Origin of the sequence: Corynebacterium guangdongense (genome assembly GCF_030408915.1) — a bacterium.
Lineage (GTDB): Bacteria > Actinomycetota > Actinomycetes > Mycobacteriales > Mycobacteriaceae > Corynebacterium > Corynebacterium guangdongense.
In genome coordinates this window covers 2149565-2162655 of record NZ_CP047654.1, presented here as the reverse complement: position 1 = coordinate 2162655, position 13091 = coordinate 2149565, and the positions used below count along the sequence as shown (strand labels likewise).

The following is a 13091-nucleotide window of genomic DNA, read 5'->3' as shown; positions in this document are numbered from 1 at the left end:
GGCGGGACGGGGTCAGTACAGCGCGGGCCGGACGTGTTCCCACGCCGGGCGCAGCTGGGAGCCGAAGACGTTCCAGTTGTGGGCGCCGGTGGAATCGATGACCACCTTCTGGTGGGTCATGCCGTGGGCGCGCATCGACTCGTCCAGGGCCAGGGTGCAGTGCATCGAACCGCGTTCCTGCAGTGAGCCGGCCACCGCCTCGTGGAGGGCGGTCCCGGCGTAGTAGTTGCGGTCGCGCTGGCCGAGCACGCCGTTGCCCGCGTACAGGTAGACGGCCATGGTGCGCAGCCCCTCGGGATTGGCGACGACGTCGTGACGCCACCAGTCCTCGGAACCGACCGGCCCCCACATGTTGGCCACGTCGCCACCGCGCAGGCCGACCTGGACATGCGTGTTGAGCTGGCCGGGGGTGTCCATCGTCGAGTAGCAGCCGGAAATGCCGATGACCGCGTCGTAGACGTCGGGGCGGGAATTGGCCAGGTGGACGGCGCCGATCGCCCCCATCGACAGCCCGCCGAGGGCGCGTCCGCCGTTGAAGTTCAGCTCCGGCTCGGCGGCCAGCAGCGGGGCGAGCTCATCGGCGAGGAAGGTCTCCCACCGGGAACGCCCCAGGACGGGATCGTCGGCGCGCCAGTCGGAGTAGAAGGAGGCGTAGGCCTGCGTCGGCATGATGACCGTGGCCTGCTCGTGCGCGAAGACCTCGGGCGCCCACCCCTCGGAGACCCAGTGGCTGACCCGCGGGGATTCGGCGCCGCCGAGCAGGTAGACGTGGGGTGCGGGCGCGGCGGGGTCGACGGCGCGGATGATCTGGATCTCGACGTCGCGGCCCATCGACGGGCTGGCGACGGTCCACCGCTCCAGTCGGGCGGCGGCGTCCTCGACCTGCTTGTCGACGATCGCGGCCTCCGTGATCGGCTGCGCCGCGGGCGCCGGTGCGGAGGGGTCGGAGCTGGTCAGCTGGCTCGGGAATCTCGGCTGCGTCAGGTCGAGCGTTTCGGCCGCGTCGAGGGTCGCGAACAGGGCGGCGTCGACGGCCTCGGTCTGCTGCGAGCTGAGTGCGACGGCTTCCAGCCCCGGATCCGAGCTTTGTGCGGCGGCCGCCGGAGTGACGGCGGCGGCCAGCACGGCGGTGGCGATGACGGTGGTCAATGATCGACGCATGGGTCCCTTCAGTAACTCTCGTGATGGGGTAGTGGACGTGCGCGCATTCTCCGGCCTCGCGCCGCTTCGCCGGTGCCCGATTCTGCGCGGCTCGCAGGAAAACCCCAGGTCGATGATCCGGTGATGCGGAATCGGGCACCACCGCCCCGGGCTCAGGACTCCCGGTCCGGGGTCTCCCCGGCCTCCGGGCCGTCCGGGTTCTTGCGTGAGCGACCGACCACGCCGTCCTCCCAGGTGCCCGTGTCGTAATCGAAGGCGATCTCATTGCCCTCTTCGTCGGTGCGGCGGTACCACTCGGTGACCTCCTCGGCGGTGGAGTCGAAGTCGGCGCCGGCGCCGCGCTCGCCGGGGGCGTACTTGACGGCCAGCTCGAAGTCGTCGCCGTGCTCCTCCAGGCCCCGGACCACGGCCTTGCGCATCGCGTTCTTGGCGTAGGTGCGGCGGATGGCGGCCGGGTCGGTGGTGAGGTCGCGGATGAAGGCGACCATGATGCCGAGCACCACGACGCTGAAGGGGATGGCGATGAGAATGGTCAGGGACTGCAGCGCGTCGAGTGATTCCTCACCGCCGGCCAGCAGCATGACGATGGCGATGCCGACCATGCACAGGCCCCAGAAGGACACGACCGCGTTGTGCGGCAGGGGGTTGCCGCGGGAGGACAGGGTGCCCATGACCGTGGAGGCGGAGTCTGCGGAGGTGATGAAGAAGACCGCCAGGATGAGCACCATGATGACCGGGGTGATCTGGTTCAGCGGCAGAGCGTCGTACATGCCGAAGAGCACCTCGCCGCCGGTGGCGGAGCCGTCGAAGCCGGGGACCCCGGCGCGGGAGAGGCTGATCGTGGTGCCGCCGAAGACGGTGAAGGCGAAGATGAGGATGGCGGAGGGGACGAGCATGCACACCAGGCCGAATTCGCGCAGCGTGCGACCGCGGGAGATGCGGGCGATGAACATGCCGACGAAAGGCGACCAGGACAGCCACCACGCCCAGTAGAAGGCGGTCCACAGGGACTGGAATTCCAGGGTCTCCTCGCCCCAGGTCAGGGAGCGGCCCAGCATCGCGAAGAAGCCGTCGAAGTAGGCCATCAGTCCGGAGGGGACAAGGTTGACGAGGAAGAGCGTCGGCCCGACGACGAAAACGAAGAGGATGGCCAGCATCGTCAGGATCATGTTGAGGTTCGACAGCAGACGGATGCCCTTGGAGACTCCCGAGATCGCCGAGATGATGAACCCGACGGTCAGCACCGCGATGATGGAGATCAGCAGGGTGTTGCCGACCTCGTCGAGGCCTGCGACCAGCTGGACGCCCGAGCCGATCTGGGTGGCGGCCAGGCCGAGGGCGGCGGCGGTGCCGAAGAGCGTCGCGAAGATCGCGAGCATGTCGATGAGGCGGCCGATCCAGCTGTCGTTGACCTCGGTGCCGAACAGGGGGGCGAAGATCGAGGAGATCAGCGAAACCCGGCCCCGGCGGAACATGGAGTAGGCCATCGCGGCACCGACCAGCGAGTACACGGCCCACGCCGGCAACGTCCAGTGGAAGTGGGACTGGGCCATCGCCATGTGCAGGGCTTCGGCTGTGCCCGGCGCCACGGTGTTCGGCGGCGGATCGAGGAAGTACGCCAGCGGCTCCGACGGGCCGAAGAAGAACAGGCCCACGCCGATGCCGGCGGCGAACATCATCGCCACCCACGAAAAGCGGGAGAACTCGGGTTCCTCGTCGTCGCGGCCCAGGCGGATGTTGCCGAAGCGGGACAGCGCGAGGTAGCCCATCACGCCGAAGCCCACGATCATGACGATGTTGAGCAGCCAGCCCAGGTTTTCCATCGCCCAGGCGAAGGCGCTGTCCGCGGCGGCGGAGACGCTGGCGGGGCTGAGGACGCCCCAGGCGATGAACGCGACGATGACCGCCGCGGTCACGGTGAACAGGAGCTTGTCGACGGAGAACTTGTTGCGCTGCTCGTCGACGCTGATTCCGGGCACGAGGCCGGGGTGGAGGTCGTCCGGGTACTCGGGGACCTTCTTCGTGGCGCCGTCCCAGCCTTCCTGCATTTCCTTGGCTCTGGCCTGCGCGGCGGCGGCCCGTTCCCGGGCGAGACGGTGCGAATCTGGTTCTTCTGGTGTGGACATGTGAGGCATCATCGCCTTGCCCGGCCCCTACGCGGACGTACCTGTGGCCGGATCGACTGCATGTGATCGAACGCAGAGTATACGACCAGCCAGGCGATTGCCCGATTCCTAGCGCTCACGCCCGGATTCTGTGCCCGGATCTGTGTCCGGGCCCGGTTCACCGGCGGTGTCCTCGGTCCACCCGTCCGCCCAGGTGTCGGTCTCGTAGTCGTAGGCGACCTCGTTGCCGTCCTCGTCGGTTCGGCGGTACCACTCGGTGACCTCCTCGGACATGGAGTCGAAGTCGGCGCCGGCGCCGCGCTCGCCGGGGGCGTACTTGACGGCCAGCTCGAAGTCGTCGCCGTGCTCCTCGAGCCCGCGGACGACGGCGTTCTCCACGGCGGTCTTGGCGTAGCTGCGGCGGATGGCGGCCGGGTCGGTGGCGAGGTCGCGCAGGAAGACGATCATCATGGCGATCATCACCAGCGCAAACGGCATCGCGATGAGGATCGTCAGCGCCTGCAGCGCGGAGAGCGTTTCCTCACCGCCGGCCAGCAGCATGACGACGGCGATGCCGACCATGCACAGACCCCAGAACACGATGACCGCCTTGTTCGGGTTGGGGTTGCCGCGCGAGGACATCGTGCCCATGACCGTGGAGGCGGAGTCGGCGGAGGTGATGAAGAAGACCGCCAGGATGAAGATGATGATCACCGGGGTGACCGAGTTCAGCGGCAGCTGCTCGAACATGGCGAAGAGCACGGCTTCGAAGGAGGATTCGCCGTCGAAGCCGGGGCGGCCGTCCATCGCGAAGGTGATGGCGGTGCCGCCGAAGACGGTGAACGCGAGGATGAGGATCGAGGTCGGCACCAGCATGCAGACCAGGAGGAATTCACGCAGGGTGCGGCCGCGAGAGATGCGGGCGATGAACATGCCGACGAACGGCGCCCAGGACACCCACCACGCCCAGTAGAAGGCGGTCCAGGCGGACTGGAAGGCGATGGACTCGGAACCCCAGGACAGGGACTTCGACAGCATCGGGAGGAACTCGTGGAAGTAGACGAGGACGCCGGAGGGCAGCAGGTTGAGCAGGAAGAGGGTCGGGCCGAAGAGGAACACGAAGAAGATGGCCAGGCCGGTCAGGCTCATGTTGAGGTTCGACAGGACGCGGATGCCCTTGGACACGCCGGAGACCGCCGAGACGATGAACCCGAGGGAGAGCACGGCCATGATGACGATGAGCATGGTGTTGCCGACCCCGTCGAGCCCGCCGACCAGCTGGACGCCCTCGCTGATCTGGGTGGCCGCGAGCCCGAGGGTGGCGGCGGTGCCGAAGAGGGTGGCGAAGATGGCGAGCATGTCGATCAGGCGCCCGACCCAGGTGTCGGTGGCCTTGGTGCCCAGCCAGGGTGCGAAGATCGAGGAGATCAGCAGGACGCGGCCGCGGCGGTAGACGGAGTAGGCCATCGCCCCGCCGACGAGCGCGTAGAGGGACCAGGCGGGCAGGCCCCAGTGGAAGTGTGACTGCGCCATCGCCTGGTGCAGCGCCGCCGGGGTGCCGGGGGCCACGGTTTCCGGGGGCGGGGAGAGGAAGTACGTCAGCGGTTCGGAGGGGCCGAAGAAGAAGATGCCCACGCCGATGCCGGCGGCGAACATCATCGCCACCCAGGAGAAGCGGGAGAACTCCGGTTCCTCGTCGTCGCGGCCGAGCTTGATGCGCCCGAAGCGGCTGAACGCGAGGTAGACCATGACGCCGAAGCTGAGGATCATGACGATGTTGAGCAGCCAGCCGAGGTTCTCCATCGCCCAGGCGAAAGCGGCGGCGGAGACGGCGGAGACGCCGGCCGGGCTGATCAGGCCCCAGGCGATGAACGCGACGATGAAGACGGCGGTGACCGTGAACAGCGTCTTGTCGACGGCGAAGCGGTTGCGCTGCTGGTCGACGCCGATGCCCGGGACGAGACCGGGGTGGAGGTCGTCCGGGTAGCCGGGGGCGGGTGCGGTGGCACCGTCCCACTCGGCGTACCGCGGGTCGACGGGACGGGGGTTTTGCGGGGTGGACACGAAGTATCGGTCGCCTTGCCCGGCCCATTGGACGTACCTGGAGCCGGCTAGAAATCAATTGGTGGCTGATCAGTATAAGCACCAGTGGCGGAATATCCGGAGTCGTCGGATGGTTGACTGGCAGTATGAAGATCGATATCTGGAGCGACTACATCTGCCCGTTCTGCACCGTCGGTGAACGCCACCTCGACCTTGCCCTGGAAAAATTCGAGGGCAGGGACGACGTCGAGATCACCTGGCGCAGCTTCCAGCTTGACCCGACCGCGCCGAAGGAGCCGACCGAGACGTTCATGGAGTACTTCACCCGCGCCAAGGGGATGCCGGAGGAGCAGGTCACCCAGATGAACGACGGGCTCGCCGAGCGGGCCGCCGCCGTGGGCCTGGACTTCAACTGGCGCGAGTCCATCGTCGGCAACACCTGGGACGCCCACCGCCTCGCCCATTACGCCCGCAACCAGGGCAAGGGCCTGGAGTGGGACGCCACGGTCAAGAACGGCTACTTCACCCACGCCAAGAACGTCGCCAACCACGAGCAGCTCAAGGCGTTCGCGGCCGAGGTCGGCCTGGACGCGGAGCGCGTCGCCGAGATCCTCGAGTCCGACGAGTTCTCCACCGAGGTCGCCCAGGAGATCTCCATGGCCCGCCAGTTCGGCATCCAGGGCGTGCCCTTCTTCATCTTCGACGGCAAGTTCGCCGTCTCCGGTGCGCAGCCGGTCGAGCTCTTCGAGCAGGCGCTGCACAAGGCCGCCGAGGAGGCTTAACGACGCCCGACCCGCAGCACCCGAACCGACGGCCCCGTCAGTTCGGGTGCTGCGTGCTTCCGGCCTGGTAGACGCCGCGGACGTTCTCGGCCAGGCCGGCGATCTCGGCGATGGACACCTCGCGGTGGGCGTTGGCGTTGCAGAAGTCGAGCAGCCCGTAGCCGGCGCGCTGGACCTGCTGGTGGTGCTCCCAGCGTCGATAAGCGGTCGGGCGGTCGTTCTGGGCGATGGACTGGATGGCGCGACGTTCGGAGAGCAGCTCGTACTGCAGGTCGCGGCGTTCCTCCAGCGCGCCCTGCGGGGTCTTGGTGGCGAGCGCGCCGATGAGGGTGCCCATCGCCTTCTTCGAGCGGGCGACCAGCCGTTGGTGGTCGTGGTTGGCGGCCCGGGGACGCCACAGCCACAGAATCAGGGAACCGGCGAGGATGGAGAGGGTGACCTCGAGGGTGCGGGCGTAGACCACCTGATCCAGCGGATCCGTGACGGCGTTGCCCAGGAGCAGGGCCAGCGGCGTGGTGAAGATGACGGTGACGGCGTAGTTCTTCACCACGAAGACCTCCGCGCCGAACTGGCAGATCGCCAGGGCGACGAGCAGCGTCCAGCCGCTGAACTCCAGCAGGTGGAAGACGGCGAAGAGGCCGACGCCGAGGAGCGAACCGATGAGCCGGTGCAGGCCCCGGACCTGGCCGGGGACGCGATCCGGGCCCCACTGCAGCATGAGCAGCGCGGAGACGATCGCCCAGTCCGGGCGGTAGAGGCCCATGGCGATGCCGGTGGTGCCGGCCAGCAGGCTGGCGAGGAGGATCTTCTCCGCGGTGACCATGGCGTGGGAGTGGCGGTTCATGGAGCGGTAGATGCGGTAGTTGGCCGAGGGGCGGGTGTGCGGGATGGAGGCGCGGTGGGCCTCGACCATGGTCGGCAGTTCGCTGAGCTGGTCGGTGTCGGCGCCGGTCATGCCCAGCTCCGCGGAGCGCACGACCAGGCGCATCTGCGCCTCGCGGGTGCGCTCGACGAGGTGGCGCTGGTCCTCGCGGATGATCTCCCCGCCGCTGATCACCCGTGCGTCGCCGAGTGCGGTCCAGGCGTCGAAGAGCGCGGTCTGGCACTTGAGCCGCTGGCCGAGGGTGGGGGACTCGGCGGTCTCGAAGTCGGCGACGGCCTTGTCCAGCGTGATCACCGCCGTGCGCTGCGGGCCGTAGGGATCCACCAGCGCGGGCAGCATGCCGAGGATGACGCCGGAGACCACGCCGACCATGGTCCACAGGCCGACCTCGACCGGGTTGAAGCCGATGCGGGCGACCATGGTGGAGCCGCCGGCGACCATGACGATGAAGAAGGAGCCCGGCGGGCGCAGGCGCAGCGCGTTCTGGAGGAATCCGCCGAGGGTGGCCAGGGTGGAGCAGAAGAGCACGGTCAGCAGCAGCCACCAGTGGCTGCCCCCGGCGCCGATCTGACCCCAGACGACGGACCCGACGAACGCGCCGGCGGTGGCGCCGAGCGCGACGAGCAGGCCCGCCACGAGCATGACGCGGAAGCGGGCGCGGTAGGGGTGGCCCTCGCCGTAGATGACCGCGCAGCCGCCGGCGGCGATGAGGAACATCTCCGAGTGGTAGCCGAGCAGGAGCGCGACGGCGCCGGGGATGAAGATAGCCAGCGCGGCCCGCAGCGCGCCGGGCCAGCGGCGGGCCGAGGAGTTGAGGGAGAAGAGCATCGCGCGGGGGTCGGCGGGTTTTGGCATGGGTTCCGCGGCGTGGGTGGACAAGGCCCCTCCTTTCTGCGAGCGACGGTCGACCAACAAAAAGAGCCGCCCGTGATCGGTGGGGCGACGAATGATCATTACTATACGCCCCACCGGCGGGCGGCCGGATCTAGACCGTTCGGGTCAGTGCTACTAGACAGTATTGTTCATAATTGCTAGTCTGTCCCAGTCATCGAAGGACGCCCTCCTTCCGCTCCACATTGAAACGGGGATTCCCATGATCCTTTCCGGTCTGGCCGTCGGCATCGCCCTCGGCGTCGTCATGCAGCGTGGCCGCTTCTGCGTCACGGGCATGATCCGCGACATCTGGCTCAACAACAAGTGGCGCAACCTCGTCGCCCTGTTCATCGTCATTTCGGTCCACGCCGTCGGCCTGGCCGCGCTGACCAGCGCCGGCGTCATCGCGCCGGAGTACTCCACCTTCGCCCCGGCGGCCGTCGCCGTCGGCGGCCTCATCTTCGGCCTCGGCATCATCCTCGCCGGCGGCTGCGCCTCCGGCACCTGGTACCGCTCCGGCGAGGGCCTGGTCGGCTCCTGGTTTGCGCTGCTGATGTACGCGGTCTCCGCCGCCGCCATGAAGTACGGCGTCCTCGCCGACTTCAACGCCTTCATGAAGTCCTGGGACACCGGCTGGACCACCCTGCCGGAGACCTTCGGCGTCTCCCCGTGGTACTTCGCCGTCGCCATCTCCGTGGGCACCGCGCTGGCGGCCCGCCACTTCCTGGCCAAGGACGCCGCCCGTCCGAAGGTGTCGCTGGATCAGCCGTGGTACCGCAAGCCGCTGCACATGTACACCGCCGGCGCGGTCATCGGCCTCCTCGGCGTCCTCGCCTGGCCGCTGTCCGCCGCCACCGGCCGTAACTCCGGCCTGGGCATCACCACCCCGACCGCCGACGTTCTGACCTACAGCGTCACCGCCGACCCGGCCCGCTTCAACTGGGGCACCCTGCTGGTCCTCGGCCTGCTAGTCGGCTCCTTCATCGCCGCCAAAGCCTCCGGCGAATTCCGCATCCGCGTCCCCGACGCCACCACCACCGTCCGCTCCATTGTCGGCGGCCTGATGATGGGCGTGGGCGCCTCCCTGGCCGGCGGCTGCACCGTCGGCAACGGCATGGTCGAGACCTCACTGTTCTCCTACCAGGGTTGGTTCGCCATGCTCTTCATCGCGCTGGGCATCGGCGCCGGCGCCCGCTGGTGGATCAAGCCGGCCACCACCGCGGCGTCCACCCCGACCCGCACCTACTCCACCGAGGAGTCGATCACCAACGACGTCCCGGTCTCCGCCGAGGACCGCGTCCTCGACGCCCAGGCGACCCCGGCCGCCAACTTCGGCGTCGCCACCGGCCTCATCACCCTGGCCAAGCCGAGCGTCTCCGAGAAGCTCACGCCGCTGGCCCCGGGCCGCTTCCACCTCGACGCGATGGGCATGGTCTGCCCGTTCCCGACGGTCGAGGCCAAGGACGCCATCCGCACCCTCGAGGCGGGCGATGAGATGGTCATCGACTTCGACTGCACCCAGGGCACCGAGGCCATCCCGCAGTGGGCGGCCGACGCCGGCCACACCGTCAAGGACTTCCAGCAGACCTCGGCGGCGGGCTGGACGATCACCGTCACCAAGGACGGCCAGAACATCTAGGAGGCTAGCCCGCGGCCTCGACGGTGACGTCCATCTCCAGGATGTTGATCTCGCCCGGGGTTAACTGCACGCCCTCCTGCCCCGCGCCCAGCAGAGCCGGCTCCACGCAGACGAAGTCGTTCCACTCGTGAACGCCGATGTCGCCCATGGAGTCGGCTTTCTTCTCGCCCGGGTTCCACACGACCGTGGAGTCCGCACCGTGGGAGCGCACGGTGATCACGCGGTGCTTGTCGACGATCCGCACCTCCGGGGTGCCCAGGGCGATGACGTCGACCAGCCCGTCGAAGGTGAGGTCGCCCTCGGCGGGGAAGGTGTCGCCGCTGACCCGGTCGAGCAGGTCGACGCCCTCGAGGCCGCGGACGGCGATCTCCTCGACGTCGCTGACCCGGAAGTAGGGGTGGAACCCCAGCTGGACTCTGCGCGATTCCGCCGTGGTGTTCTCGATGCTCAGCCGGATGTTCAGGCCGTCGGCGCGCGCGATGACGTCGACGCCCAGCGACAGGCCCTCGTTGACCAGCTCGCCGTGGAAGCCGTCGGCGGTCTCCTCGATGGTCCACGGGGAGCGGCGGGCCCAGCCGTGCTGGAGGTCGCCGAGGAAGGTGGCGAACCACGGCGCGATGATCGGGACGCCGCCACGGATGGCCTCCAGCGCGCCGAAGGCCGAGGCCGAGGAGAGGTAGAAGAGGTCACCCCACTCGGTCTCCAGGGACGTCACGTGGGCGCCGCTGGGGTGGTAGGACAGATTCCCGACTTTCCTGATGCTTGTCATGCGCCATATCCTACGCCTCCTGCACAGTCGGACTTGGCGCAGATCACAGGCCCGGACGCACGGATTCGCACACCTGGGCTATCCGGGTTCCCCACAGGTTGACAGGTGGAGTATCGTAGCGGGCATGCAGGCGCCTGATTTTCGCGAGAACATCGCTCTCTCCGCGGAGGAAGACGACGAGTTCATCCGTCTGACCAGTGTCTTCGAGCGGGTCGAAGAACACCTCGCAGACACGTCACTGCTCGTGCGTTACTACTCCAGCTGACCTACGCTGGCCCCATGACCGGAAACACCCACCCTGACATCCCCACCTGGATCGCGGCCGAGATCGACGCCGGCCGCGACGATTTTTTCCAGCTGATGGACGCCGCCCCCTTCCCCTCGACGGGAGTGCGCACCGTCGCCGAGGACGGGGACTTCCGGATCCACCGCGACGGCGACCGGCTCCGCGTCGTGCGCGTCCCCGAGCCCGACTTCAGCTGGTTCCCCGCCCGGGAGTCCGGACTCATCGACCTCGGCTCCGGCTCCTGGGGTGTGCCCGTCACTGTCACGCGGGAGCTTCTCGACGGCGGCGAGGTCACCGTCCCCCGCGCCCTGGCCGCGCAGTTCGCCGTTCCGCGCCAGTCCCAGGTGCCCCTGTCCTCAGCCAAATCCGCCCACTTGCTGGCCCTGCGCGAGGACCGCGCCGTCACCGGCCCCATCGACCGCTTCCTCAGGGAGTGCTCGCCCGGCGATGAGGTGCTCCTGGTCTTCCACACCGCGGACCAGTCCTTCGAGGTCCGCCCGCGCCGATGAAACGCGTGTTCGCGGCGATCACCCCGCCCCAGGACGTCATCGAGCATCTGGCCGCCGCCCTGCGCCCGGTGCGCCAGGAGTTCGGCCGGGAGCTGCGCTGGACCGACCCCGACGCCTGGCACCTGACCCTGGCCTTCTACGGGGAGCAGCCCAACGACGTCAGCGACCTCGGCGACTTCCTGGCCCGGGCGGCGGCCTTGTCCGCCCCGTTGCGGCTGCACCTGCGTGGCGCCGGCGCCTTCAACTCCCGGACCCTGTGGATCGGCGTCGGCGGCGAGGTCCGCGGTCTGCGGGAGTTGATGGCCGACTGCCTTCTCGACCCGGAGGAGCGCCACCGTCAGCGCGCCCACCTCACCGTCGCCAGGGCCATTCCGCGCTCCGAATGGGCCCTGCGCGAGGTCGCCCACGCGCTGTCCGTGTACGCCGGACCGGAGTTCCGGGTCGACGAACTGCACCTGATGGAGTCGCACCTCGGCGAGGGCCGCGGGGGCGGATCGCGCTACGAGGTCCTGGAGTCCTTCCGGCTGGGGTAGTGGTCGTGTAATAAGGCGCGTCGGCCCGGGGGTCGGACTGTGCAATTACACGGGAAGCAGGGGTGTCAGGAGCGTGCAATTACACGCTCCCCTCACGCCGGTCACCGGCCCATCGTCGGGATCGCCTCCAGCAGCGTGCGCGTGTACTCGTGCCGGGGATGGGCCCAGACGGATTCGGTGGGGCCGTGCTCGACGATCCGGCCCTCGTGGACCACCGCGACGGTGTCGCAGACCGAGCGGACCACGGACAGGTCGTGGGAGACGAAGACCAGCGTCAGGCCGTGCTCGGTGACCAGCTCGTCGAGCACGGCCAGGACCTGGGCGCGCACGGAGACGTCGAGGGCGGAGACGGGTTCGTCGGCGAGCAGGATGTCGGGTCGGCCGGCGATGGCGCGGGCGATGGAGATGCGCTGGCGCTGGCCGCCGGAGAACTGGTGGGGGTAGCGTTCGCCGGCGTCGGCGGGCAGGCCGACCTCGGCCAGCGACTCGCTCACCCGGGGGCCGCCCTCGGCGACGGATTTCCGCACGGTCAGGCGGGGGTTGAGGGAGGACTGGGGATCCTGGAAGACGACCTGGACCCGGCCGTCGACGTCAACCGTGCCCGCGGTCGGTGAGGCCAGGCCGGCGATGAGGCGCAGCAGGGTGGTCTTGCCCGAGCCGGAGCCGCCGACGACGCCGAGACGCTCGCCGCGGCGGACCTGCAGGGAGACGTCGTCGAGGATGTGCTCGGTGGAGACGTGATCGACGTCGATGAGCACCCGGCCGTGCTGGCGGGGCGGCGCCGGCGGGCCGGGTCTGGCGGCGTCGATGAGCGCGCGGGTGTACTCGTGGCCGGGGTCGCGCAGCAACGATCCGGCGGGGCCGCGGTCGACGACGGCGCCGTCGCGCAGCACGAGCACGTCGGTGCACATCCGGGCGATGACGCCGAGGTCGTGGGTGATGAACACCAGCGCCATGTCGCGCTCGGTGACGAGGCGGTCGATGAGGGTGAGGATCTGGGCCTGGACGGTGACGTCGAGGGCGGTGGTCGGCTCGTCGCAGATGAGCACGTCCGGGTCGCCGGCGATGGCCATGGCGATGAGCACGCGCTGGCGCTGGCCCCCGGAGAGCTCGTGCGGGTAGCGGTCCTGCCTGCCGTCGAGGCCGACCTCGGTGAAGAGGGCGTCGCGAAGCGTGTCGTCGCCGCGGGTGGCCTCCAGCACCTGGCGCCCGACCGTCATCATCGGGTCCAGGGCGTTCATGGGCTCCTGGAAGACCATCGCGACGTCGGTGCCGCGCAGCCGGCGCATGCGGCGGTCGGGCAGGCCGATGACCTCGGTGCCGTCGACGAGCACGGAGCCGCCGAGGCGGGGAATGAGGTCGTCGGGCACGAGGCCCATGACGGCCAGCGCGGTGAGGGACTTGCCGGAACCGGACTCGCCGATGATGCCCAGGCGTTGCCCGCGGGCGACGGTGAAGGAGACGTCGTGGAGCAGGCCCGCGACGGACAGCCCGGAGACGCGCAGCAG

11 protein-coding genes are annotated in these 13091 nt (G+C 69.1%); 5 read left to right on the top strand and 6 right to left on the bottom strand.

The annotated features are described in order from the left end of the window. Nucleotides 1–12: 12 nt before the first annotated feature. The 3 genes from CGUA_RS10160 to CGUA_RS10150 all read right to left on the bottom strand — a co-directional run bounded on the left by CGUA_RS10160 (nt 13) and on the right by CGUA_RS10150 (nt 5216). Nucleotides 13–1161, bottom strand: coding sequence for an alpha/beta hydrolase (locus CGUA_RS10160; protein ID WP_290195322.1), 1149 nt, complete (start codon nt 1159–1161; stop codon nt 13–15). Nucleotides 1162–1313: 152 nt separating this feature from the next. Next, nucleotides 1314–3209, bottom strand: coding sequence for a BCCT family transporter (locus tag CGUA_RS10155; protein WP_290198373.1), 1896 nt, complete (start codon nt 3207–3209; stop codon nt 1314–1316). Between the two features lie 186 nt (nt 3210–3395). Beyond that, on the bottom strand, nt 3396–5216 hold the full coding sequence (locus tag CGUA_RS10150) for a BCCT family transporter (protein ID WP_290198372.1): 1821 nt from the start codon (nt 5214–5216) through the stop codon (nt 3396–3398). Between the two features lie 239 nt (nt 5217–5455). On the opposite strand from CGUA_RS10150, the gene CGUA_RS10145 reads away from it, so the two are divergent. After that, the gene (locus CGUA_RS10145; protein WP_290195320.1) at nt 5456–6091 is read left to right on the top strand and encodes a DsbA family oxidoreductase; all 636 of its coding nucleotides are present in this window, start codon (nt 5456–5458) and stop codon (nt 6089–6091) included. A 37-nt stretch (nt 6092–6128) separates the two neighbouring features. Here CGUA_RS10145 and CGUA_RS10140 read toward each other — a convergent pair whose 3' ends face one another. Beyond that, complete coding sequence (locus CGUA_RS10140) at nt 6129–7853, bottom strand: FUSC family protein (protein ID WP_290195317.1); 1725 nt, start codon at nt 7851–7853, stop codon at nt 6129–6131. 214 nt (nt 7854–8067) lie between these two features. Here CGUA_RS10140 and CGUA_RS10135 point away from each other — a divergent pair, with 214 nt between their 5' ends. After that, on the top strand, nt 8068–9486 hold the full coding sequence (locus CGUA_RS10135; RefSeq protein ID WP_290195316.1) for a YeeE/YedE thiosulfate transporter family protein: 1419 nt from the start codon (nt 8068–8070) through the stop codon (nt 9484–9486). A gap of 4 nt (nt 9487–9490) precedes the next feature. Here CGUA_RS10135 and CGUA_RS10130 read toward each other — a convergent pair whose 3' ends face one another. After that, nucleotides 9491–10255: an aldose epimerase family protein gene (locus CGUA_RS10130; RefSeq protein ID WP_290195314.1), complete on the bottom strand. Its 765-nt coding sequence runs from the start codon at nt 10253–10255 to the stop codon at nt 9491–9493. 124 nt (nt 10256–10379) lie between these two features. On the opposite strand from CGUA_RS10130, the gene CGUA_RS10125 reads away from it, so the two are divergent. From CGUA_RS10125 to thpR, 3 genes are read left to right on the top strand one after another with little or no spacing between them, the layout of a single operon-like run. Beyond that, nucleotides 10380–10520 carry a hypothetical protein gene (locus tag CGUA_RS10125; RefSeq protein WP_290195312.1) on the top strand — a complete coding sequence of 47 codons (141 nt, stop codon included), beginning with the start codon at nt 10380–10382 and terminating at the stop codon, nt 10518–10520. 14 nt (nt 10521–10534) lie between these two features. Beyond that, nucleotides 10535–11050 carry a hypothetical protein gene (locus CGUA_RS10120; protein WP_290195310.1) on the top strand — a complete coding sequence of 172 codons (516 nt, stop codon included), beginning with the start codon at nt 10535–10537 and terminating at the stop codon, nt 11048–11050. Then, complete coding sequence (thpR, locus tag CGUA_RS10115) at nt 11047–11583, top strand: RNA 2',3'-cyclic phosphodiesterase (RefSeq protein WP_290195308.1); 537 nt, start codon at nt 11047–11049, stop codon at nt 11581–11583. The genes CGUA_RS10120 and thpR overlap by 4 nt, the downstream gene beginning before the upstream one ends. A gap of 101 nt (nt 11584–11684) precedes the next feature. Here thpR and CGUA_RS10110 read toward each other — a convergent pair whose 3' ends face one another. Then, entirely contained in the window at nt 11685–13091 is a 1407-nt protein-coding gene (locus CGUA_RS10110; RefSeq protein ID WP_290198371.1) for an ATP-binding cassette domain-containing protein, read from the bottom strand.

Bases quoted from the DNA above. Each gene is read 5' to 3' on its own strand.
- CGUA_RS10145 (WP_290195320.1), top strand. From the start codon at position 5,456: ATGAAGATCGATATCTGGAGCGACTACATCTGCCCGTTCTGCACCGTC.
- CGUA_RS10130 (WP_290195314.1), bottom strand. From the start codon at position 10,255: ATGACAAGCATCAGGAAAGTCGGGAATCTGTCCTACCACCCCAGCGGC.
- thpR (WP_290195308.1), top strand. From the start codon at position 11,047: ATGAAACGCGTGTTCGCGGCGATCACCCCGCCCCAGGACGTCATCGAG.
- CGUA_RS10135 (WP_290195316.1), top strand. From the start codon at position 8,068: ATGATCCTTTCCGGTCTGGCCGTCGGCATCGCCCTCGGCGTCGTCATG.
- CGUA_RS10155 (WP_290198373.1), bottom strand. From the start codon at position 3,209: ATGCAGGAAGGCTGGGACGGCGCCACGAAGAAGGTCCCCGAGTACCCG.
- CGUA_RS10125 (WP_290195312.1), top strand. From the start codon at position 10,380: ATGCAGGCGCCTGATTTTCGCGAGAACATCGCTCTCTCCGCGGAGGAA.
- CGUA_RS10120 (WP_290195310.1), top strand. From the start codon at position 10,535: ATGACCGGAAACACCCACCCTGACATCCCCACCTGGATCGCGGCCGAG.
- CGUA_RS10160 (WP_290195322.1), bottom strand. From the start codon at position 1,161: ATGCGTCGATCATTGACCACCGTCATCGCCACCGCCGTGCTGGCCGCC.